Below are 22,069 nucleotides of genomic sequence, written 5' to 3'. Positions count from 1 at the left end.
TAAAAGAGAGTTTTTTTATGACCAAGAACTATCTCGTTCCATACATCATGAGAAGCTTGCCATTTTCTTTTGCAAGAGCAATATAAATGACCCCGCCAAGCCATCCCGGAGGAAGAGTTCCTTCGATAATCCAAGCTTCTGCAATAGGGTTATAGCTGATAGCGAAGGGAGATTCCTCCAAAAACTGAGAATAGTGCTCCGCTAAATAGGAGAAGATTGCCGTTGCAACTGCATGTTCATCTGCAAGCTCGCCAAAAGCCATTTCATCTCCAAACCGATCTTGCTGGAGAAGAGTGTCGCGATCTGCGAAATAGAGTTCAAACCTCCCAAATAATTTCTCATCATACAAATCACGTTCTACAAAGCCATATTCGATGAACTTTTCCTTTTGATGAACGTTGCGTTTGCTCTTTTTCTTATCATCGACCCGTACGGTGATTTGATTGACTCGAAGCCGGTCACGTTCTCGTTCCTGCTCCGCTATTATTTGTTCCCAAGCATCCATAAAGTTCATTTTGGATCACCCTAAAAGAGATTGCTGAGGAATCTATGAACTTCCATCCATTTCCTCCATCTAGTTATGAATTATAACACAGGCTTTCTTTCATACAGTGCAAAGAGCGAACCATGCCATTCCAAGAGCTTACTCATAGAGGGAGAGTTCAAATGCAAACTCTCAGATAAAAGGACAGAGATAGATAATATCCGGATATTAAACTCTTTCCAAAAATGAACGTTCGTATTTTCGTTGACATTCCCTAAGTCACCTGATACACTTCTCAATGTGAGTAGGTAATATAGGAAGGTTCGTATATTCTTGAGAATATGGCTCGAGAGTTTCTACATGGTCGCCGTTAACGACCTGGCTACGAACAAAATGTCATCGGGATCTGATTTTGTTATTATATTTGGAATTATTCCCGGAGTGTTTTGTTTGAAGGCCAGGCGCATGATAAGAGCGTCCGGGCCTTTTTTTGTGAAAAACGTCTCGACGTTTTTCATTAAATAAGATGTGACCGTTTACGGTCGGCAAAAAACAGTTAGACTGTTTTTGGCAACAAGATTAGTATGGGGGGACTTATAGGTGCGGAACTATTTCGAGTTTGACAAGCTAGGCACCAATTACCGTCGCGAAATCATCGCGGGTATCACTACTTTTTTGGCAATGGCATATATCTTGGCTGTCAATCCATTCATTCTCAGTGGTGCTGATCTGCCGCCAGATTTGAAAGCGAACTATCCTGAATTTGGGGCTGTCTTTACCGCAACGGCTTTGGCTGCTGCTCTCGGTACACTGTTAATGGGTATTCTCGGACGTTTGCCGATCGGACAAGCTCCGGGGATGGGATTGAACGCATTTTTCACTTATACCGTCGTTCTGACGATGCAAATTCCTTGGCAACAGGCTTTGGCTGGCGTATTCCTTTCTTGTACGATCTTTTTGATTCTGTCCCTGACTGGTGTTCGTGAAGCGATCATCAAAGCGATTCCACAAAGCTTAAAGTACGCAGTTTCGGCAGGGATTGGTCTTTTTATCGCGTTTATCGGTTTGAAAAACGCGGGTATCATCGTAGCAAATGATGCCACCTTCGTAGCACTGGGACATCTGACCTTCTATCACGAGGGCATGAAGCCGGAAGAAATTTTGGCAGCGAAAAATGCATTGCTCGCTGTGTTTGGTCTGATCGTGACGGTCATTCTGCTTTCTCGCAAATTCAATGCGGGTATCTTTATCGGAATGTTGATTACGGCGATTACCGGGATGATTTTCGGACTGGTGAATCTGCCTGAGCAAGTCGTTTCTGCACCACCGAGCCTTGCTCCTACATTCGGTGCTGCGTTCCAATATCTCGGTGATCCATCCGCATTGTTCACCGTGAATATGCTGATTGTTGTTTTGACGTTCTTGTTTGTAGACTTTTTCGATGCGACGGGTACGCTCTTGGGTGTAGCAAACCAAGCTGGATTGCTCCGCGAAGACGGCAACTTGCCACGTCCAGGAAAAGCACTCGCTTCCGATGCGATTGCAGGTATGGCAGGTGCCGTACTCGGTACATCTACCACTACAGCTTATGTTGAGTCGACAGCAGGGGTAGCGGCAGGTGGACGCTCCGGATTTACGGCAGTGGTCACAGGGATCATGTTCCTTCTTGCGTTGTTCTTCTCGCCGATTCTCGCAATTGTGACACCAGCGGTTACAGCACCAGCGCTCATTATCGTCGGTGTTCTGATGGCATCTCACATTGCAAAAGTGGCTTGGGATGACCTGGATGAAGCGTTCCCTGCATTCCTGACGATTTTGTTGATGCCATTGACTTACAGTATTGCAACAGGGATTGCGACGGGCTTCATCGTTTATCCGGTGATGAAGGTAATGAAGGGCAAGGCTCGCGAAGTACATCCGGCGATGTATGTGCTGTTCTTCGTCTTCCTGGCGTACTTCATCTGGTTGCGCGAATAGAATTTTTTGGGAATCAAGCTCTTCGTCTACTGGACGGGGAGTTTTTTTTGCGCTATGATAGGAAAAATCTTTTTCACGGAAGGATGGACCGATGAAAATGACAGGTCTAAACATGTTCCAAGGGCAGCATCACCACACGTAGAGCGTTTGTATCTCCGGAAATTTTTCCGCAGGTGCAAGCGCTTCTTGTGCTTCGTGCCTGCGGTGGTGTATTTAGGAAGCCATGCGGGCAGGAAGTTGCCTTGCATGGCTTTTTTGGTTTTCTTCATCTGAAAAAAGAAAGGGTGTTACTCATGGAAAACGAAGTATTAAAAACGGTAAAAGGCACAAAAGATTTCATGCCGCAGGAGCAAATGCAACGAAACTGGATACGCCGGACGCTCGAAGCTGTATTCGAGACATACGGCTGCAAACCATTGGAGACCCCTATGCTGCAGCACTACGAATTGCTGGCATCCAAGTACGGCGGCGGGGATGAAATCTTGAAGGAAGTGTATCGCTTGAGCGATCAAGGAGATAGAGAGCTTGGGCTGCGCTACGATTTGACCGTACCGTTGACGAAGGTAGTGGGCATGAATCCGGAGATGCGGATGCCGTTCAAGCGGTATGAGATCGGAAAAGTATTTCGGGACGGTCCAGTAAAAACCGGGCGATTGCGTGAATTTATTCAATGCGATGTTGATATCGTGGGAACGACATCGGTGCTGGCTGAAGCAGAATTGCTCAGTATGGCGTTTGAGGCATTCAAGCGGCTGGGGCTCGACGTGTACATTGAGGTCAACAACCGCAAGCTGTTGTCTGGGGTGCTTCAGGAGCTGGGAGTTCCCGGTGAGAGGGCCGGGGATGTCATGCTGTCGCTGGATAAGCTCGAGAAAATCGGCGTGGACGGAGTGCGTGATGACTTGCGGGAGCGAAACGTCGAGGAGCCACTCGTTTTCGCGATAACGTCTTTCCTGCAAGAAGGTGTGATTAACCTGGATCTGTTGGCAGAGCGCTTTACAACCCAGCTAGTTCAGGAAGGGATTCGGGAGCTGCGCGATATGCTTGCCTATGTAAAAGGAGCGGGTGTGGGTGGAGAGCTTCGTTTCTCGCCGTTTTTGGCAAGAGGTTTAGGGATCTACACGGGGATTGTGTATGAGATCTTTTTGCAGGATGGAAGTATTACGTCCAGTATCGGCAGTGGGGGACGTTATGATCAGATTATCGGTCGGCTTTTGGAAGATGGAAGAGAGTATCCCGCTGTAGGGATTTCGTTTGGGTTGGATGTCATTCTTGCCGCGTTGGCAAATCGCAACACACAAGAGCAGAAAGCTGCCGATGTCCTCGTCATTCCTCTCGGGACAGAAGCACTCAGTCTTGGTCTGGCCAATCGATTGCGCGAGAGCGGCATCAGAGTCGAGCTGGAGCTGACAGGTAGACGACTGAAAAAAGCACTCGATTATGCAAACAAAGAAGGCTTTGCCTTTGCCTTAATCTATGGGGAAAACGAAGTGAACAGTGGGCAGGTCGTCGTCCGAGATATGCGAGAGGGAACAGAACAGCCTGTTCCTTTGGAGTTGATTGAAAAGTGGCTGTCCGACAAGCTATCAGGGTAAAGAGGAAAGATAGTCTTTTTCTTCCATTTTTTGTACAGTAGAGAAAAGGGGGAGATGGCGTGAAGAAATGGGTCTTAATGGTCGGTTGTAGCTTATTGTTTTTGACGTGGATGTTGCCTGTATATGCTGAGGAGGGTAATGCGCTTACGCGTAAACCGCTCTATCAGGCTGATGTGCGAATTGATCCAATCAAGAAAGAAGTAGCAGGAACCGTAACGATTACCTTTTGGCCAAAAGACCCTGCTCGTGCCTATCTCCATCTTTACCCGAATGTATTTACTGAAGAGCATCAAGGCATGCTATGGGAGGAACTTTTAGGCAATGGCCCTATGCTTGGCACATACACTAATAAAAAGCTCTTGGTCGATGGTGTCACTGTCGTCGGCAAAAAGACGAAGGACCTGAACATACTCGAAGTGCCTCTAGAAGGAGAGCCGGGCCCACGAAAGATTATGATGGAGTTCGAGATGACTCTTCCGCAAAACGACGGCAGGATGTCCTACGATGACCAATCGATTTGGCTGGGGAACTGGCTCCCGGTTCTTGCGGTGTACGACAAGGAAGGCTGGCATCTCGATCCGTACGAGCCTGTCGGTGATCCATTTTACAGTGAGAACGCAGATTATGAGGTGAACGTGACGCTGCCAACAGACTATCAACTGGCGAGCACAGCGTCAGACAGGACTGCAAAGCAGGTTTCTGCTCGTGAGGGAGAAAAGACGATACAGCTCGGCGCAGAAAACGTGAGGGATTTTGCCCTTGTCGTTATGGATGCCTCCTATCAACGAATAGAAACGAAGGTGGGCGAAACAGTCGTTCGAACATGGTGGCGGAAAACAGATGATCCGGCAACTGCTGAGCAGATTCATGAAGCAGCAGCGAAGTCTCTCGCCTATTTTCATCATCAATTGGGTGCCTATCCATATCCCGAATACGATGTGGTAAGGACTGGTGGCGCGATTAACGGGATGGAGTATCCGGCATTAGTCTTTCTCGACGGACGTCATTTCTTTTCCGGGGAAGAAACAGGTATCGTCACGGTTGTCCATGAGACGGCACACCAGTGGTTTTACGGCTTGCTCGGAAATAATCAGGTAAAGGAAGCATGGCTGGATGAGGGATTCACGGAGTACGTGACGCTCTCGTATTTATCTCAGCAAGACCCGCTGATGGGAGCAGAACGAGTGCGCAGACGGCTGGAGCAAGGCACCTCTGTTCAGTATTACGTGGCAGAGGAACAGCGTCCTTGGCAAGCACTGTCTGCATTTCCTGATAATCAGAGCTATAGCGATCTTGTTTATTCCCGTCCGTCCTCGATGCTGTGGCTATTGCAGGGAGCGTGGGGGGAAGAAAGGGTACATGATGTTTTGAAGCAGTATGTCGAGATGTACCGTTATCAGGTTGTGACTGGAAAGGAATGGGAAGCTTTTCTATCTGAGATGGCAGGAGAAGATGCGAGCGCTTTCTTGGATTATTGGTTGAAAGTAGACATGTCCCAGCAGGAACAGGCAGCAGCTTGGCTGGAGCGCCAACGTCTCAAGCATCAGAAGAAGTAATCGAAAGCAGGGGATCACGATGTGGCGGAAGCATTGGGGGGTCATCGTGGCAGTAGGAGTCGTTTTGACTGTATTCTTGACCGTCCGTCCTTGGACAGGGCAGGCTGGCTCAGATGCTCAGGAGATTGTGCCGATTGATCACAGGCACGCTGCAGTCACTTACAAGGCCGACGTACAAATCGATATGAATAAGCACGTGGTGAAAGGCATGCTGACGGCTCGTTTTGTCCCACAAGATGACCAAGCTTATTTTCATTTATATCCTAATGCTTTTTCTGCAAACGCTGCTCTCAGTAGTGAAAACTGGGAGGTTGTGCTGGGCAAACAGCGTGAGCCTGGTGGTATCAAGATAAACGAAGTACGGGTTAACGGAAAAAGTGTCGGTGTACAGTATGCAGGAAAGACCAATGCGCTTTTACAAGTGCCCCTTCCTGCCAGAACATCGTCTGCTGAGATGGTGGTGGATATGAAATTTCAGCTCGAGGTCCCTTTTAACAACGGGCGAATGTCTTACCATGATCATGCGATGTGGCTGGGCAACTGGCTGCCGATCTTGGCGGTCAAGGACGCAGGGGGCTGGCGGCTCGATCCTTATTCCGCGATTGGCGATCCATTTTACTCAGATGTGGCGAATTATCACTTGCGTGTGCAGTTACCAGAGGGATACCAGCTTGCTACGAGTGGATTGGAGAGCGTGGCTGTCATTACCGAGACGAGACCACAACGGCTAAAAATCTATGAGGTGGACGCATGGAACGTTCGGGATTTTGCCCTTGTCGTCATGGACGATACGTACCAGCCCATATCTGGCAAGGTCGGGGAAACCATCGTACGTACGTGGGTGCAGAAAAGTGATGACCCGCAAAACGTAGAACGTATACATGAGACTGCCAGGGAGTCTCTCGACTATTACGGAAAACAGTTCGGCGTGTATCCGTATAAGGAATACGATGTTGTCAAAACAGGCGGCTTTTTTGGCGGAATGGAATACCCGAGCCTCGTTTTTATTGCCCAGGAGTATTTTGACCGCAGCGATGCCATAGGGGAAGCGGTCGTAGCGCATGAAACGGCACATCAGTGGTTTTACGGGTTGGTCGGAAACGACGAGGTGCGAGAGGCTTGGGTGGATGAGGGACTGACGGATTATGCAACGATGGTATTTTTGCAGCAAAAGTCCCCTGCACGTTCACAAGCGTATATTCAAATGCGGCTAGGTCAAGCACGTGCAGCGGAAGGATATGCGAGCCAAGGAGTCACTGCGAAATCGTCTGTGGCGGCTTTTCCAGATTGGAGGAGCTACAATGACCTCGTCTATGGGCGAGCGGGTGCCATGTGGTGGAACTTGAAAGAGGAATGGGGAGTTGAACGACTGCATCAGGTGTTGCGTCAATATGTACGAGATCATCAATACAAGCAGGCAAATGGGGAGAAAGTCACAGAGCTGTTGACTGCAGCGGCCGGGGCTGATGCCACTCCCTTTCTGGATTATTGGCTTCAGGTCGAGTTAGAGAAAGCAGAAGCGGCAAACAATTGGGTAGAAAAAGGTAAACACGAATAATTTTTGAACTATCATTTTTAAATGTTCGGAAACGAGGTTGACAGGCAAACTTTCTCCCTGCTACACTGAATATGTTGATTGAAAACGAGTTCGAATAGCCCAGGCGATGAGAGCGGCGAAAAGCCGTTAGTCGGTTGGGTTTTCTTCTGATGTTACAAAACGTAGGGGGCGAATGGTTCATGCTACAGCCTTTGGTAGGAGTCATTATGGGCAGTACGTCAGACTGGGAAACAATGAAGGAAGCTTGCGCAATCTTGGACGAATTGCAGGTACCGTACGAAAAGAAGGTCGTGTCTGCACACAGAACGCCAGACTTGATGTTTACGTATGCCGAGACCGCTAAAAGCCGCGGCTTGGAAGTCATTATTGCGGGTGCGGGCGGGGCGGCGCATTTGCCAGGAATGGTAGCTGCTAAGACAGAGCTGCCTGTCATTGGTGTACCGGTGAAATCATCCAACTTGAATGGTCTCGACTCGCTTTTGTCGATTGTGCAAATGCCAGGGGGCGTACCTGTGGCGACAGTTGCGATCGGAAAAGCTGGAGCTATCAATGCAGGGTTATTGGCTGCGCAAATTTTAGGGATCAAATATCCAGACGTACAAGAGCGGTTCGTGCAAAGACGTGATGATGTACGCAATAAGGTGCTGGAGGCTAGTGAACTCGAATGACAACCAAAGACCGTAAGCAAATCAAACCAGGATCGACCTTAGGAATACTCGGCGGAGGACAGCTTGGACGGATGATTGCTCTTGCGGGACGAGCTATGGGCTACCGCTTTGTCACAATGGACCCGACGGCAGACGCACCATGCGGCCAAACGGCAGATCGGCAAATTGTTGCCAGCTACGATGATGTAGAAGCAGCGATGCAGCTTGCCTCGGTCAGTGATGTCATCTCTTATGAATTTGAAAATGTCGATGCACAGGTGGCTGAAGTGTTGGAGAGCCGCGCTTATGTACCGCAGGGGAGCCGTCTTTTGCGTATCACCCAAAATCGGATTCGGGAAAAGACTGCTATTCGCGAGATCGGCATTCCTGTTGCTCCGTTTTGTGTCGTGAATAGCTTGGAGGATTTGCAGAACGCCGTGCGTGAACTGGGACTGCCTGCTGTTATGAAGACCGCAACCGGTGGCTATGACGGCAAAGGGCAATGGGTATTGAGAAGCGAGGCTGAGCTGGCGGAGGCGTATGAAACGTTATCCAAAGCAGGTACAGAGCTGATCGTGGAACAATTTGTACCATTCCAAATGGAGTTGTCTGTGATTGCTGCACGCAATCCTGCGGGAGAATTGGCTGTTTTTCCTGTGTCAGAAAATATTCATCAGGAAAACATCCTGCACCTGAGCATTGTTCCAGCTCGTATTTCGGCTGAAGTAGCAGCCCGCGCGGAAGAAATTGCCCGCACGATTGTAGAAAAGCTGGATGTGGTCGGACTCATTGCAGTTGAGCTGTTTTTGACCGAAGATGGTCAGCTGTATGTCAATGAATTGGCGCCTCGACCGCATAACTCCGGGCATTTTACCATGGATGCATGTGTGACCTCGCAGTTTGAGCAGCATGTTCGGGCAGTTTGCAATCTGCCTTTGGGATCTACAGAGTTGCTCTCGAGCGTCGTGATGGTTAATATTTTGGGAGAGCATCTACAGCCTGTCATCGATCAGATCGACAAGCTGCCGCGCACAGCCAAGCTCCATTTGTACGGAAAAGCAGAGAGCAAGGCCAAGCGAAAAATGGGGCATATCAATGTGCTCGCCCCTACTGTAGAAGAAGCGCTCACCCTGATCGATGAGCTGAAAATCTGGACGAATACATCGGAGGTATTATCATGATCGAACGTTATTCCCGACCGGAAATGCGTGCCATTTGGACGGAAGAAAACAAATTCAAAGCGTGGCTGGAAGTAGAAATTCTCGCGTGTGAAGCATGGTCCAAGCTGGGCGTCATTCCTGAGGAAGACGTGAAAAAGCTGTGGGATAAAGCTACTTTTGACATTAACAGAATCTATGAGATCGAAGAAGAGACACGCCATGATGTGGTGGCGTTTACCCGTGCGGTATCGGAAACCTTGGGCGAGGAAAAGAAGTGGGTGCATTACGGACTGACTTCTACCGATGTGGTGGATACTGCTCTGTCTTACCTGCTGCGTCAGGCGAACGAAATTTTGGAGAAGGATATTCAAGACTTCATCGAGATTTTGGCCGACAAAGCTCGTGAGCACAAGGATACGGTTTGCATGGGCAGAACGCATGGCGTACATGCGGAGCCTACGACTTTTGGCTTGAAGCTGGCCCTGTGGCATGAAGAAATGAAGCGTAACCTGGCGCGTTTTCAGGCTGCGAAAAAAGAAGTGGCATACGGCAAAATCTCTGGCGCAGTTGGAACATACGCAAACATCGATCCGTTCGTGGAAGCGTACGTGTGCGAGAAGCTGGGGCTGTCGGCAGCACCTATCTCTACCCAAACCCTGCAGCGTGATCGCCACGCCGAGTACATGGCGACATTGGCACTGATCGCAACGTCTTTGGAAAAATTCGCAACAGAAATTCGCGGTCTGCAAAAGAGCGAAATGCGCGAGGTGGAAGAAGCATTTGCCAAAGGACAAAAAGGTTCTTCTGCAATGCCACACAAGCGCAACCCGATCGGCAGTGAAAATATTTGCGGACTGGCTCGTGTCATCCGCGGTCACATGCTCACTTCCTATGAAAATGTTTCCCTCTGGCATGAGCGGGATATTTCCCACTCCTCTGCGGAGCGCGTGATTTTGCCAGATGCGACGCAAGCATTGAACTACATGCTGCGCCGTTTCATGAACATCGTGAAAAACTTGACGGTGTTCCCTGAGAACATGAAGCGCAATATGGATCGTACCTTTGGATTGATCTACTCGCAGCAAGTCATGCTCAAGCTGATCGAAAAAGGCATGAGCCGCGAGCAAGCTTATGACACGGTACAGCCTCGTGCGATGCAGGCGTGGGAAGAGCAACGCTCCTTCCGTGCAATCGTCGAGGAGGATGCAACGGTCAGCTCTACACTGTCCAAGGAAGAGCTGGATGAGTGCTTTGACTACCGTTACCACCTGAAGCATGTGGATACGATTTTCCAACGTCTTGGTTTAGTGTAATGGCAAGTGCCCTCGAATTTTTCGGGGGCATTTTTTTATTAAAGTAGCCTTAGTGTGGGGAGAAGCGCATTTCCAGTCTACGCTTCGGCCTACACCCTGCTGGGGGATTGACTGTCCGCTTCGGAATAAATGGCGGGAGCGCTTCAAACGTAGAAGTTTCAATGAAGGATTTCATAAGTGAAGCTGAAATTCCCCGCCATTTATTCCTACGCTGGGGTGGGCTCCAGAGGCGCTTGGACTGGAAATGCGCTTCTCCTGCGCAGCTTTTTAAGAACCCTGAAAGTGAGTTCAAGATTGTCAATGAGCGGTCAAGCGGCTACTATTATTGGAAACTCATTCCTATAGAAGGAGGACTAATATGAATCCACTACTTCTCTCTTTTCCGGAACATTTTGAAACTCAGCGATTATTGATTAGAGCACCGCAATGGGGTGATGGTCAATTTGTAAATGAAGCCATACGTGAGAGTGTAAATGAGATGCGCCCCTGGCTTCCGTTTGTAAAAAACCTCCCATCTATTGACGATTCAGAAGCCTACGTGCGTAAGGCCAGGCTCAATTTTCTAGAGCGCACAGATTTAGTGCTACATATATTTGAAAAGAATACAGGGCAATTTGTGGGCAGTAGTGGGCTCCATCGCTTTGATTGGTATGTACGCAAATTTGAAATTGGATATTGGCTGCGCACATCGCGTACTGGTGAGGGTCTAATGACAGAGGCAGTAAAAGGTATCGTTGCCTTTGCTATTTCTGAGTTGGAAGCTAACCGTCTTGAGATTCGCTGTGATACACGGAATAACGCAAGTATAGCTGTAGCTAAGAAGGCAGGTTTTACGTTGGAGGGTACTTTACGCAATGTTAACCTAAATGACTCAGGAGAACTAACTGATACCCATATCTTTTCAATGGCAAAAGGATATGAATATCATTGATAACTGAGCTAACGGATGCGAAAGTAAATGGTCAGTCTACTTGAGGCAGGACTTCTCCCCCCACCACAACGGTATTGAAGACAACTTAAAATACTCCTTAAGAAATTCTTAAAAATTTCTTTCGAAAGTTGTAACCGAAATGAAACCTCTTCCGTATCTACTTGTGCGAGCTTACAACGAGCCCATAAGTACCTTACAAAAGTGTAAGCTTCCTGAAATATAACTCGATGGTTCCTGCTTCGTTTCGACCGTACAATGAAATCAATCAGACGGTTCACGAAACGGGAGATCGATTATGACTACAGCAATCATGTATCCAAAATTAAGTCACCAACAAATTTATGAAGATTACTCCGCTAAAATATATCGCTATTTCCGCTACCGGGTAAAAAACATCTGGGATGTGGAAGACCTGACAACGACTGTGTTTATTAAGGTATACTCCAAGCTTGAACAGTACGATGGCCGCCATCCTTTTGGTGCCTGGATTTTCCGAATTGCGCATAATGCTTTGATTGACTACATGCGCAAGAAGCGGGAGAGTCCGGTAGATCAGGACACATTTAGCAATATGGTCGCAACAGATAAGCTGCCGGAGGAGTGCCTTCTGAATCAGGAGACAACCGAAGGCTTGTGGGATAAGGTGCACACGCTGACAAAGGATCAACGCAATGTAATCGCCCTGCGCTATCTCGGAGATTTGCGAATGAATGAGATCGCGGAAATCTTAGGTAAGACAGAGGCTTCGGTGAAAATCCTGCACTTCCGTGGGATTAAGAAGCTACAGCAATTGATGGAGGCTCAAGCATAAAGGGGGGGGGACAAAAGTCCTTCCTTTTTTACTGTGTCGCTGTAGTGGAGAGAAGAATATTTCCAGTCTAGGCTCCAGGCTCCGTCCTGCTGAGGGCTGAGACTGTCCGCTCCGAAGGGATTCGCGGGGAAACGCAAAAGTGGTAGCCGCTTCGTAGCCCTAGCACGTTGCGTTTCTGTTGCCCGCGAATCCCTTCTCCGCTGGGTAGGACTCCACAAGTCGCTACGTCTGGAAATATTCTTCTCTGTCGCGACAGATGCGATTCTTCAATCTTTTAAGGATTTAATACTTTTAAAATCCGTTTAACTCTAGAAGCTCGTAGAGGAAACAGGAGAAATAAGCGAAGATCTTAGGGACACCGACCGAGACGTAATGCAAAAAGCGAAACACGTTCTTAAGCGTCCACCTCTGAAACACATCCTGAAAGGACAACTTTGGACGCGGTTTCGCTTTTTGCATGGAGTCGTGCAGAGGGTCCCCCAGGGGGTGGCCCTAGAAGCTGAGCGTTTTCTCCTGTTTCCTCCTGTTTCCTCCCCTCCACAACAGCAACGTACAAGCCGTTTTTTCAATAGACATCTAAGTAAGAGAAACGTCAAAGGCTTGGCGTAGTCTAGTTTTCTAATGGTATAGTAAAGAATAAAATGGAGGAGACTCAAGACGAGAGGAGTATGAGTGATGTCCACAATTATGATTGTAGAAGACGACCCGAAAATCAACCAGCTGCTGCAAGAACAGCTGGAAAAATACGGATTTCAAACAGTCAATGTTGTACATTTCGATAGAGTCATGGAGGTATTTACCCAGTCGCGCCCTGATCTGGTTCTGTTGGATGTGAATCTACCGAAATTTGACGGATTTTATTGGTGCCGACAAATGCGCCAGGAGTCCAATTGCCCGATCCTGTTCATCTCTGCACGAGAAAGTAAAATGGACCAGGTGATGGCCTTGGAAAATGGGGCCGATGACTATATCACGAAGCCGTTCGACTACGATGTGGTTTTGGCCAAAATCCGCAGTCAGCTACGGCGGGCTTACGGACAATATGCTCCGCAAGAAGGGGAGCGTACGGTTGAAGTGGCGGGGCTCAAGCTGTTTTTAGAGCGAATGGAGCTGTCCATGAACGATACCAAAATCGAGCTGAGCAAAAAGGAAGCGTTACTTCTCGAAGCCTTGATGAATCAACATCCGCGTGTCGTCAGCCGTGAGCGTTTGTTAGAAAAGCTGTGGGATGAGCAGTTTGTTGATGAAAACACACTGAATGTCTACATCACACGCGTACGCGGCAAGCTGAAGGACTTAGGCGTAGAGGGAGCTGTCGAAACCGTTCGCGGTTCTGGTTATCGCTTGCGTGCGACTTGGGAGGAAGGGCAATGAAGCTGTTCCTTCGAGATCAATGGCCATTCGCAGCGTTTTTCCTCGTCCAATTGATCTTATTAATTATGATTTTTGCGATGGATGGGTACTGGAATGAATCATTGATGATCTATGTCATGTTTTTATCTGTATTTTTCGCGGGGGCTTTTCTCGCCATCCGCTATTTGTCTCACCGGACAATCTATCAGCGACTGAGCAAGCCAGTAGAGTCATTGGAGGAGCTGACCCAGACATACGGGAATGCACCGTTGTGCCGCGCAATGGATGACATCAGTCAGGAGCAGTACCGGCTCTACAAAGAACAGCTTCATGCCTATGAAAACAAGCAACGGGACCATACGACGTTTATTCAGCAGTGGGTTCATCAGATGAAGACGCCGATTTCGGTTATTCATCTGTTGCTGCAAAATGAAGACGATCCAACAGCTGAGAGCGTCCGTGAAGAAGTGGACCGGATCAAGCGTGGACTGGAAACAGTATTGTACATAGCTCGCCTCGACCGATTTGAACAGGACTTCCTGATCGAGCCCGTAACTCTGCGTTCCTTGGTGCAGAATGTGTTGGCTGAAAACAAGCGGCTGTTTATTCGCAACCAGGTGTATCCCGAGGTAAAAGTGGATGGAAATTGGCGAGTGGAATCGGACGAAAAGTGGCTCGCTTTTGTCCTCAACCAATTGCTGACGAATGCTGTTCGTTATTCAGCAGGGAAAAGCAACAAGGTCACCATTCGTGCGTATGAACGTGGAGCGCATGCCATACTGGAAGTGCAGGATTATGGAATCGGGATCCCTGCCGAAGATATTCGCCGCGTATTCAAGCCGTATTTTACGGGAGAAAACGGGCGCAAATACCCTGAGTCCACCGGGATGGGGCTGTACTTGGTGCAGGAAATTTGCGGGCGGCTCCATCATGGGGTGGAAATGGAATCAGAAGTGGGCGAGGGGACAACCGTACGTATCGTCTTGTCTGCCGTCGTACCAACCTTACAAGAAAGTAAGATAGCTGAAAGTTAATTCGATAGTTGCACTATGCGCACTTTCGTATAGTTGAAGAGGTAGTTCAAAAAGTCGTCTTTTGATCACGAAGTAATTAAGAAAGCTGATTGGACATCGAAAGAGGCGTTCACCTTTAAAGTCCGGTGCTCATGTAGGTTCCTACACTCGGCTCCTCCTTTTGCAGGTTCTCGCCTCTTTCTCGGTGCTGAAAAGACGACTTTTTGAACATGCACTTGAATTTGGAAGTGCAAGAAAGGGGAATGGCGCATGGAAATGCTTGCTGTAAATAGCTTGAGTAAAATATACGGGGGCAAGGTAACTTACCGCGCGTTGACTGATATCGATTTTTCGATTCGCAAAGGCGAATTCGTCGGTATTATGGGTCCCTCAGGCAGTGGCAAGACTACGCTATTAAACATGATCTCCACTATTGATACACCAACTTCTGGTGCGGTTCTTTTGAACGGTACGAATCCGCATCATTTAAAAAAAGATAAACTCGCCCTGTTTCGTCGTCGTGAGCTCGGCTTTGTATTTCAAGATTTTAACCTCTTGGACACGTTGACGATTGGGGAAAATATCGTGTTGCCGCTTACTTTGGACAATGAGAAAGTATCGGTCATGGAAGAAAAGCTGCAAAATGTTGCTGAGAAGCTAGGGATTCAGGACATTTTGGAGAGGCGAACCTTCGAAGTATCTGGGGGGCAACGCCAACGGACAGCCATTGCCAGAGCGATCATCCATTCTCCTTCGCTTTTGCTCGCTGACGAGCCGACAGGAAATCTCGATTCCAAGTCTTCGCGCAATGTGATGGAGACACTGGAAGCGATCAATAAGAGAGACAATACCACCATGATGATGGTGACGCATGATGCTTTGGCGGCCAGCTATTGTCATCGGGTAATTTTTATTAAAGACGGACAGCTCCATAACGAGATGTATCGTGGTGAGAGTCGACAGGTATTCTTCCAGAAAATTATTGACTCGTTGTCGTTTTTGGGAGGGAACACCTATGACCTTTCGACAATTCGCGTGTAATAACGTTGTACGAAATAAGCGTATGTACGCTGCATTTTTCATGAGTAGCGTTTTTTCTGTCCTCATTTTTTTCGTCTATGCGATGTTCATTTTTCATCCGGAAATTATCGGGCAGGAGATTCATGAATCCGTAGCTACTGGGATGATGGCGGCTGAGTACGTCATTTTTCTGTTCTCCTTCTTTTTTCTCTTTTATTGTGTCGGTGCTTTCCTGAAAAAGAGGGAGAAGGAGTTCGGCATCCTTTTTATCCAGGGCATGACACCGTTACAGCGGAACATGCTGATTTTTATGGAAAACATGCTGATTGGCATTGTCTCGATTGCCATCGGGATTGGGCTCGGGCTGGTTCTCGCCAAGCTGTTTTTCCAGTTCGCCGGATTTTTGCTGGATGTAAAAGCGCTCGGGTTTTACTTCCCGTGGAAAGCGATCGGTTTGACAGTGGTGGCGTTTCTCATCTTGTATGCAGCCATTTCGCTGTTTACCGTCCTCGTGCTGCGAAGCCGCAGTCTCTTGGATCTGTTGCAAGGAAGTGGTCGGCCTAAGCGTGAGCCGAGGGCATCGTTAGTGCTGTCTCTGGTCGCAGTAGCCTTGTTGGGAATGAGCTATGCCTTAGCCCTCACTGCTGACGGCGTGAATGTGCTCGTGCTGATGCTACCGGTCATTGCGCTGACGACTGTAGGCACATACCTTTTGTTTACACAGCTGAGTGTCATCTTTATCGACTTTCTGAAAAAGCGTAGAGCTTTCTATTGGAAACGTACAAATCTCCTGACGCTCTCTGATTTGGCTTATCGGATGAAGGATAACGCGCGGATGTTCTTTCTGGTAAGCATCGTCTCTACCGTTGCTTTTTGTGCGATTGGAACGCTGGCGGCGTTGGCTGGATCGATTCAGATCACGGTGATGAAAACACATCCGTTTGCGTTTGAATACCAGTCCAAACAAAGCGACGCGGAGAGAGCGAAGCATCTGTCGTTAATCGAAACGAGCTTGCAGCAAAGTGGCTTTTCCTTCGAAAAATATCAAGTGGCTATGCGAGTTTTGCCGGAACTGGTTCAGGAGGAAAGGGTCGGAGTAGTCAAGCTGTCCGACTACAACCGGCTGGCGGTAGCGTCCAATTCGACTGTACTCGAAATGACGAATAAAGAGGCCTTCGTACTGCTCAATTGGATTGGTGATTCGGTAGCGAGCAAAACGCTGCAAGTGGGGAAGGCACAGCTCGCAGTCAAAACAGATACGAATATGACTCCATTGATCAGAGGGATTGAATTTGAGCGATTGGTTGTCGTACCGAATCAGGTGTATGACCAGCTTCCGAAAATGAAGGAAGAAGAGCGCTTTGTGTACGAGGTGCCAAGATGGAAGGAAACGCAGGATCTTAGTCTCAAGCTTCAGGAAGATATTCGTCATGTTGAAGATAATTACTCGTTTTCAGCTCGTGCGCCCTATTACCACTCCATGAAACAAATGGCGAACATGGGACTCTTTATCGGATTGTTTGTGGGCGTGTTGTTCTTTGTAGCCGCAGCAAGCTTTCTCTATTTCCGTCTGTACACAGATCTGGAATACGACAAGCGGCATTACGGAGCGCTTTCCAAGATTGGTCTCACGGATGCGGAGTTGACGCGGATCGTTACGACTCAGGTTGCCCTGTTGTTCTTCGTGCCGATTGTGGTGGCCATTATTCACAGCATGGTAGCGTTCGTATCTCTGCAAAGCTTGTTGAAGCTGATTCTTGTCGCGTCTGTGGTCAAGCCGACCGCGATTGTCCTATGCAGCTTCGTCGTTGTTCAAGGTGTGTATTTCTGGATCATTCGAAACCGTTACTTGTTCCATTTAAAGCAATCGATGAACCGCTAGCGACTTTTCCATCATGTCCAGATGAGCTGGGACATAGGATAAAAGGAGAAGAATGCGAGGGGGAAAGCGGATGGAACGAGAGGCATGGATGGGGCAAGCCGTACAGATTGCGTTTGAAAATGTACGTGATAAAATGGGCGGACCGTTTGGAGCCATTGTCGTGAAGGACGGGCACGTAATCGGGCGAGGACGCAATGAAGTGACGACGAGCAATGACCCTACGGCACATGCCGAAATTCAAGCAATTCGGGAAGCATGTCGCAATCTCGAATCCTTTCAGTTAAACGATTGTGACCTGTATACGAGCTGCGAGCCGTGTCCGATGTGTCTGGGAGCCATCTATTGGGCCAGACCGCGCAATGTCTATTACGCTTGCACGAAAGAAGATGCGGCGCATGTCGGTTTTGATGATCAGTTTATTTATGAGCAGATTGTTCTCCCTCATGAAGAGCGAAGCATTCCTTTCCGGAGAATAGATCTTGCGAATAGACGGAGTCCATTTGAAGCATGGTCACAAACATCAGACCGTATCGAGTATTAATAGCGAGCCTCTCCATTAGCGGAGCAGGCTCTTTTTCTTCGTTTTATTTATAGTAGGAATAGGTAGAAAGGAAAAAATAAAATGAAAATGCTTTCAAAATGAAATTTTCAGATAAAGTATTGCACTATGTCGAAGATCGTATTATAGTAACAACAATCATTATGGAATTCGACTAATTTTTAAATATTTGAACTGTAATAAGGTCGCATTCTGTTTAAAAAAGACGAATAAGGGCGTGTTTATATGGAGGAAACTTTCCGAAGATCACTTTATCCTGATTTAGATGACATCGACTATGGGATCATTCGAGCCTTGCAAGGAAATGCACGCTTGCCGTTTACTCAAATTGCGAAGGACCTCGGGGTCACGGAAAAGACGATCCGAATGCGCGTCCAGCAATTGCAGGACGAAGGGGCCCTGAGTCTCGTCGGTATTGTCAATCCAGTCAAGGCAGGGTTTCACGTACAGGCGATGATTCAAGTAGCTGTGGATGCGGAAAAGCTGGACGATGTGGTTGCTGCGTTAACGGATATCGTAGAGATCAGGCTCATCGTACTCACTTCTGGGGAGTATCAGCTATTCACACAGGTGCTCGTAACAAGCAATGAAGAATTATCGCAATTTTTGCTCAAAAAGCTACACAAGATTCCTGGCATCTCCAAAACGAATGTGATTAACGAATTGAAAATACTGAAGTCCAAGTATAACTTTATCCGTTAGGGCACGAGCGACCTTGGAAGGGGGAATGCCATCGGGCGAAAATCCGCTGGGATTATGAATGTCGTACGATGCTGAGAAGAACCTGGAGAAAAAACGAGAGAAAAGGGGTCATCCTATGTTTTCGACCAAAATGAGCAAAGCAATGCTCAGTGCTGTTCTGGGGACAGTTTTATTGGTAACAGGCTGTGGAGGAGGAAACAGTGCGACTACAGAAAACGGCAAAGCTGCAACAACAGCGCCAGCCTCCGGAAAAAAAGTATTGAATATTGGGTTAAAGGCAGACCCGCCTTCGATGGACCCAAACACCTCGACTTCGCTGTACGACCGTCAAGTGTACGCGAGCCTCTATGACAAGCTGTTTGATATCGACTCAGAAGGAAAAATAGTGCCAATGCTGGCGGAATCGCATGAAGTAACGCCAGATGGCAAGACCTATACATTGAAGCTGAAGCAGGGCGTGAAATTCCACGATGGCACCGAGTTTGACGCTGAGGCAGTGAAGTTCAACTTCGAGCGCAACATGAACGATGAGAAGTCCCGCCGGAAAGGCGAATTGAAATTCGTAGATTCCGTTGCCGTTGTGGACAAGCATACCGTAAAAATCCAGATGAAAGAGCCTTTCGCTCCATTCCTGTCCGTCTTGACTGACCGTTCGGGCATTATGGTATCGCCAAAAGCAGTGAAGGAACATGGCGATCAATACCTCAATCATCCGGTTGGTACAGGCCCATATGTTTTTGTTGAACAAGTAAAAGGCGACCATGTGACGCTTGCGAAAAATGAAAACTACTGGAATGGTCAAGTGAAGATCGATGAAGTGAACTACAAAGTATTCACGAACGGAACCGCAAAGGTGCAAAACCTGCGCTCCGGCATGCTGGATATCATCGATGATACCCCTGTAAAAGAAATCCCTGCAATCAAGGGCGATGCGAACTTGCAATTGGTTGCGGAATCCGGCATGGGCTACCAAGGTCTTTATTTGAACAACTCCCGCCCGCCGTTTGACAACAAGTACCTCCGTCAGGCTGTGGATCGTGCCATTGACCGTGAAGCATTGGTAAAAGTACTGTTTAACGGCTATGCGGCACCGGCTCGCACAGCATTTACAAAAGGCAGTCTGGCTTACAATGAAGCACTGAACACACCGAAGCCGCCGGATGCTGCGGAAATCAAGGATTTGCTCGCGAAGGGCGGTCAACCAAACGGATTTAACTTCAAGCTGTACATCTCTACTTCTCCAGAGAATGAGCAACTGGGTGCGGTACTGCAAAACATGCTGAAACAACACAACATCAACGTGACATTGGAAAAATTGGAATATGGACAATTGATCGAAACAGGCGATAAAGGCGAATTTGAAGCGATGCAATTGGGCTGGTCCGGACGTCAGGACCCTGATCAAAACTTCCATGACTTCGTCGTAACAGATACATCGAACAACGATGGCCGCATTTCCATTCCGAAGCTGGATGAACTGGTTATCAAAGCACGTGGTGAGTTGGACGAAGCAAAACGCAAGGCGCTGTATGACGAAGCTGCGACATTGCTGCAAGAAGAAGCGGGCTATGCCTACATGTACCACCAATATGTACTGCTTGGCATGAACAAGAAAGTAACCGGCTTTACTTATGTCCCAGACGGTTTGATCCGTACAGCCAATTTGGACAAGCAATAGGTAGCGCAACACTATAACAGCAAGAGCAAGGAGGAATTGTCATGATGTTCATAGTCAGGCGTCTATTGCTGACAATCCCGATTCTCCTGCTGGTGTCGATTATGACATTCTCTTTGATTCATATGATCCCGGGCGATCCTGCCCGGGTCATTTTAGGGGAGGAAGCGACACCGGAAGCCTATGCGGCACTGCGAACCGAGCTGGGATTGGATCAGCCGATCGTGGTGCAGTATTTTTCCTGGCTAGGAAAAGTGGTAACGGGTGATTTGGGAATATCGATTACGGACCGGGTACCGGTCGCAGACTTAATTATGCAAAGACTCCCAGCTACCGTGGAGTTGACAATCGGAACGTTCTTGGTAGCGATTCTGATTGCGTTTCCTGCGGGAATTCTCGCAGCCGTGCGACGCGGGACCTGGATTGACTATACAAGTACCTTTACTGCGCTAGGCGGTATGAGTATCCCCAGCTTCTGGCTGGCGATGATGATGATTATTTTCTTTGCCGTGGAAAACCAGTGGCTGCCTTCATCCGGTTATGTACCGTTTTCCGAGAATCCTACACAAAACCTGATGGCCATGATTCTGCCCTGTTTGGCAACTGGCTTGCGGGAGTCTGCTGTATTGATGCGAATGCTGCGTTCTTCTTTACTCGATGTCGTGAGCATGGACTTTATTCGGACAGCGAAAGCGAAGGGATTGAATGAGGCTCGCACGATTCTGGGGCACGCGCTGAGAAATGCGATGGTTCCAGTGGTAACGACCTCGGGATTGATGATCGCAGGCTTGTTGGGTGGTCTGGTGATTACCGAGTCGATTTTTTCGATTCCTGGCTTTGGCCGTCTGATTGTGGAATCTGTATTCAAACGTGACTACGTAACGGTTCAAGGAGCCATTCTTGTTTCTGCGGTTCTCGTTGTCTTGGTAAACCTGATTGTCGACATTTTGTACGCTGTCATTGATCCGCGCATCAAGGCTGGGAAAGGAGCAGGTGAGTGATGAAAACCGTGGGCAAATTTCTCCGGAATGGTTTGGGCGTCATCGGAGCGGTGATTATCCTCGGATTGATCTTGGTGGCGATTTTCGCGCCGCTGATCGCACCCTTCGACCCCAATGCACAAGACTATAACAAAATTTTGATGCCGCCAGATGGTGAGCATTTGTTTGGGACCGATGATCTCGGTCGGGATATTTTCTCCCGTGTTGTTTACGGGGCGCGCATCTCCATTCAGGCAGCGCTGATCTCTGTCGGTATTGCGATGCTGATCGGGGTGCCGATTGGACTCTTGTCCGGTTACTACCGCGGCTTTTGGGATGAGTGGATCGTCATGCGGAGCGTCGATGCGATGCAGGCCTTTCCGTTTTTGATTCTGGCTCTGGCGATTTCGGCGGTGCTCGGCTCAGGCTTCGGGAATGCCATGCTGGCGATTGGGATTGGTTTTGCCCCTGCTTTTATACGGATTACACGCGGTCAAGTTCTTTCGCTTCGAAATATGGAGTATATTCAAGCAGCACGTTCGGTTGGCGTAAAGGATGCCCGCATTATTTTCCGCCACATTTTGCCGAACGCCATGAACCCGATTGTGATTCAAGCGACGTTGGCGATGGCATCCGGGATTATTGCAGAAGCATCCTTGTCCTATCTGGGATTGGGTGTACAGCCGCCGACTCCATCATGGGGCAGCATGCTAAACCAAGCACAAACGCTTATGTCCGTCGCGCCCTATGCGACATTTTATCCGGGGATTGCCATCTTCTTAGTCGTGCTGGGCTTCAACTTGTTGGGAGATGGTCTACAGCAAGTTCTTGACCCACGCGCACGCAAATAATG

Annotated in this window: 19 protein-coding genes and 1 riboswitch; of the genes, 18 read left to right on the top strand and 1 reads right to left on the bottom strand. The window is 48.3% G+C overall.

The window, feature by feature from the left end; all coding sequences use genetic code 11:
- Positions 1-28: 28 nt before the first annotated feature.
- Positions 29-514, bottom strand: a complete 486-nt coding sequence (locus EL268_RS27465; RefSeq protein ID WP_106652414.1) for an NTF2 fold immunity protein — start codon at positions 512-514, stop codon at positions 29-31.
- Between the two features lie 273 nt (positions 515-787).
- A riboswitch (purine riboswitch) is annotated at positions 788-889 on the top strand.
- A 195-nt stretch (positions 890-1,084) separates the two neighbouring features.
- Between EL268_RS27465 and EL268_RS27460 the strand changes: the two genes are divergently transcribed.
- From EL268_RS27460 to EL268_RS27365, 18 genes are all read left to right on the top strand, one after another.
- A complete protein-coding gene (locus EL268_RS27460) occupies positions 1,085-2,461 on the top strand; it encodes an NCS2 family permease (protein WP_106652415.1) in 1,377 nt (458 codons plus the stop codon).
- A 293-nt stretch (positions 2,462-2,754) separates the two neighbouring features.
- Positions 2,755-4,056, top strand: coding sequence for a histidine--tRNA ligase (locus tag EL268_RS27455; protein ID WP_106652556.1), 1,302 nt, complete (start codon positions 2,755-2,757; stop codon positions 4,054-4,056).
- Between the two features lie 59 nt (positions 4,057-4,115).
- Positions 4,116-5,612, top strand: a complete 1,497-nt coding sequence (locus EL268_RS27450; RefSeq protein ID WP_106652416.1) for a M1 family metallopeptidase — start codon at positions 4,116-4,118, stop codon at positions 5,610-5,612.
- A 19-nt stretch (positions 5,613-5,631) separates the two neighbouring features.
- Positions 5,632-7,170, top strand: coding sequence for a M1 family metallopeptidase (locus tag EL268_RS27445; protein ID WP_106652417.1), 1,539 nt, complete (start codon positions 5,632-5,634; stop codon positions 7,168-7,170).
- Between the two features lie 179 nt (positions 7,171-7,349).
- Positions 7,350-7,838, top strand: a complete 489-nt coding sequence (gene purE / locus EL268_RS27440) for a 5-(carboxyamino)imidazole ribonucleotide mutase (protein ID WP_012684280.1) — start codon at positions 7,350-7,352, stop codon at positions 7,836-7,838.
- Entirely contained in the window at positions 7,835-8,998 is a 1,164-nt protein-coding gene (purK, locus tag EL268_RS27435; protein ID WP_106652418.1) for a 5-(carboxyamino)imidazole ribonucleotide synthase, read from the top strand. The genes purE and purK overlap by 4 nt, the downstream gene beginning before the upstream one ends.
- Entirely contained in the window at positions 8,995-10,290 is a 1,296-nt protein-coding gene (gene purB, locus EL268_RS27430; protein WP_106652419.1) for an adenylosuccinate lyase, read from the top strand. Before purK ends, purB begins: the two co-directional genes overlap by 4 nt.
- A gap of 358 nt (positions 10,291-10,648) precedes the next feature.
- The gene (locus EL268_RS27420) at positions 10,649-11,221 is read left to right on the top strand and encodes a GNAT family N-acetyltransferase (RefSeq protein WP_106652420.1); all 573 of its coding nucleotides are present in this window, start codon (positions 10,649-10,651) and stop codon (positions 11,219-11,221) included.
- A 295-nt stretch (positions 11,222-11,516) separates the two neighbouring features.
- The gene (locus tag EL268_RS27415; RefSeq protein ID WP_106652421.1) at positions 11,517-12,032 is read left to right on the top strand and encodes a sigma-70 family RNA polymerase sigma factor; all 516 of its coding nucleotides are present in this window, start codon (positions 11,517-11,519) and stop codon (positions 12,030-12,032) included.
- Between the two features lie 675 nt (positions 12,033-12,707).
- A complete protein-coding gene (locus tag EL268_RS27405) occupies positions 12,708-13,406 on the top strand; it encodes a response regulator transcription factor (protein WP_106652422.1) in 699 nt (232 codons plus the stop codon).
- Positions 13,403-14,419: a sensor histidine kinase gene (locus EL268_RS27400; RefSeq protein ID WP_106652423.1), complete on the top strand. Its 1,017-nt coding sequence runs from the start codon at positions 13,403-13,405 to the stop codon at positions 14,417-14,419. Before EL268_RS27405 ends, EL268_RS27400 begins: the two co-directional genes overlap by 4 nt.
- Before the next feature lie 249 nt (positions 14,420-14,668).
- Positions 14,669-15,439: an ABC transporter ATP-binding protein gene (locus EL268_RS27395; RefSeq protein ID WP_106652424.1), complete on the top strand. Its 771-nt coding sequence runs from the start codon at positions 14,669-14,671 to the stop codon at positions 15,437-15,439.
- Positions 15,414-17,300, top strand: a complete 1,887-nt coding sequence (locus EL268_RS27390; RefSeq protein ID WP_106652425.1) for an ABC transporter permease — start codon at positions 15,414-15,416, stop codon at positions 17,298-17,300. Before EL268_RS27395 ends, EL268_RS27390 begins: the two co-directional genes overlap by 26 nt.
- A gap of 70 nt (positions 17,301-17,370) precedes the next feature.
- Positions 17,371-17,841, top strand: a complete 471-nt coding sequence (locus tag EL268_RS27385; RefSeq protein ID WP_106652426.1) for a nucleoside deaminase — start codon at positions 17,371-17,373, stop codon at positions 17,839-17,841.
- Positions 17,842-18,084: 243 nt separating this feature from the next.
- A complete protein-coding gene (locus tag EL268_RS27380) occupies positions 18,085-18,561 on the top strand; it encodes an Lrp/AsnC family transcriptional regulator (protein WP_106652427.1) in 477 nt (158 codons plus the stop codon).
- Positions 18,562-18,676: 115 nt separating this feature from the next.
- A complete protein-coding gene (locus tag EL268_RS27375; protein ID WP_106652557.1) occupies positions 18,677-20,239 on the top strand; it encodes an ABC transporter substrate-binding protein in 1,563 nt (520 codons plus the stop codon).
- Between the two features lie 41 nt (positions 20,240-20,280).
- Positions 20,281-21,237 carry an ABC transporter permease gene (locus EL268_RS27370; RefSeq protein WP_017249656.1) on the top strand — a complete coding sequence of 319 codons (957 nt, stop codon included), beginning with the start codon at positions 20,281-20,283 and terminating at the stop codon, positions 21,235-21,237.
- Complete coding sequence (locus tag EL268_RS27365) at positions 21,237-22,067, top strand: ABC transporter permease (RefSeq protein WP_106652428.1); 831 nt, start codon at positions 21,237-21,239, stop codon at positions 22,065-22,067. Before EL268_RS27370 ends, EL268_RS27365 begins: the two co-directional genes overlap by 1 nt.
- Positions 22,068-22,069 lie beyond the last annotated feature (2 nt).

Source organism: Brevibacillus brevis, from assembly GCF_900637055.1.
GTDB classification, from domain to species: Bacteria; Bacillota; Bacilli; order Brevibacillales; family Brevibacillaceae; genus Brevibacillus; species Brevibacillus brevis.
The sequence above is the reverse complement of the archived record's forward strand: the minus strand, read 5'-3'. Positions and strand labels throughout refer to the sequence as shown.

Coding starts and splice junctions, on each gene's coding strand:
- EL268_RS27445 (WP_106652417.1), top strand. CDS start 5,632: ATGTGGCGGAAGCATTGGGGGGTCATCGTGGCAGTAGGAGTCGTTTTG.
- EL268_RS27375 (WP_106652557.1), top strand. CDS start 18,677: ATGTTTTCGACCAAAATGAGCAAAGCAATGCTCAGTGCTGTTCTGGGG.
- EL268_RS27395 (WP_106652424.1), top strand. CDS start 14,669: ATGGAAATGCTTGCTGTAAATAGCTTGAGTAAAATATACGGGGGCAAG.
- EL268_RS27415 (WP_106652421.1), top strand. CDS start 11,517: ATGACTACAGCAATCATGTATCCAAAATTAAGTCACCAACAAATTTAT.
- purK (WP_106652418.1), top strand. CDS start 7,835: ATGACAACCAAAGACCGTAAGCAAATCAAACCAGGATCGACCTTAGGA.
- EL268_RS27455 (WP_106652556.1), top strand. CDS start 2,755: ATGGAAAACGAAGTATTAAAAACGGTAAAAGGCACAAAAGATTTCATG.
- EL268_RS27365 (WP_106652428.1), top strand. CDS start 21,237: ATGAAAACCGTGGGCAAATTTCTCCGGAATGGTTTGGGCGTCATCGGA.
- EL268_RS27420 (WP_106652420.1), top strand. CDS start 10,649: ATGAATCCACTACTTCTCTCTTTTCCGGAACATTTTGAAACTCAGCGA.
- EL268_RS27370 (WP_017249656.1), top strand. CDS start 20,281: ATGATGTTCATAGTCAGGCGTCTATTGCTGACAATCCCGATTCTCCTG.
- EL268_RS27385 (WP_106652426.1), top strand. CDS start 17,371: ATGGAACGAGAGGCATGGATGGGGCAAGCCGTACAGATTGCGTTTGAA.
- purB (WP_106652419.1), top strand. CDS start 8,995: ATGATCGAACGTTATTCCCGACCGGAAATGCGTGCCATTTGGACGGAA.
- EL268_RS27465 (WP_106652414.1), bottom strand. CDS start 514: ATGAACTTTATGGATGCTTGGGAACAAATAATAGCGGAGCAGGAACGA.
- EL268_RS27390 (WP_106652425.1), top strand. CDS start 15,414: ATGACCTTTCGACAATTCGCGTGTAATAACGTTGTACGAAATAAGCGT.
- EL268_RS27400 (WP_106652423.1), top strand. CDS start 13,403: ATGAAGCTGTTCCTTCGAGATCAATGGCCATTCGCAGCGTTTTTCCTC.
- EL268_RS27405 (WP_106652422.1), top strand. CDS start 12,708: ATGTCCACAATTATGATTGTAGAAGACGACCCGAAAATCAACCAGCTG.
- EL268_RS27380 (WP_106652427.1), top strand. CDS start 18,085: ATGGAGGAAACTTTCCGAAGATCACTTTATCCTGATTTAGATGACATC.
- purE (WP_012684280.1), top strand. CDS start 7,350: ATGCTACAGCCTTTGGTAGGAGTCATTATGGGCAGTACGTCAGACTGG.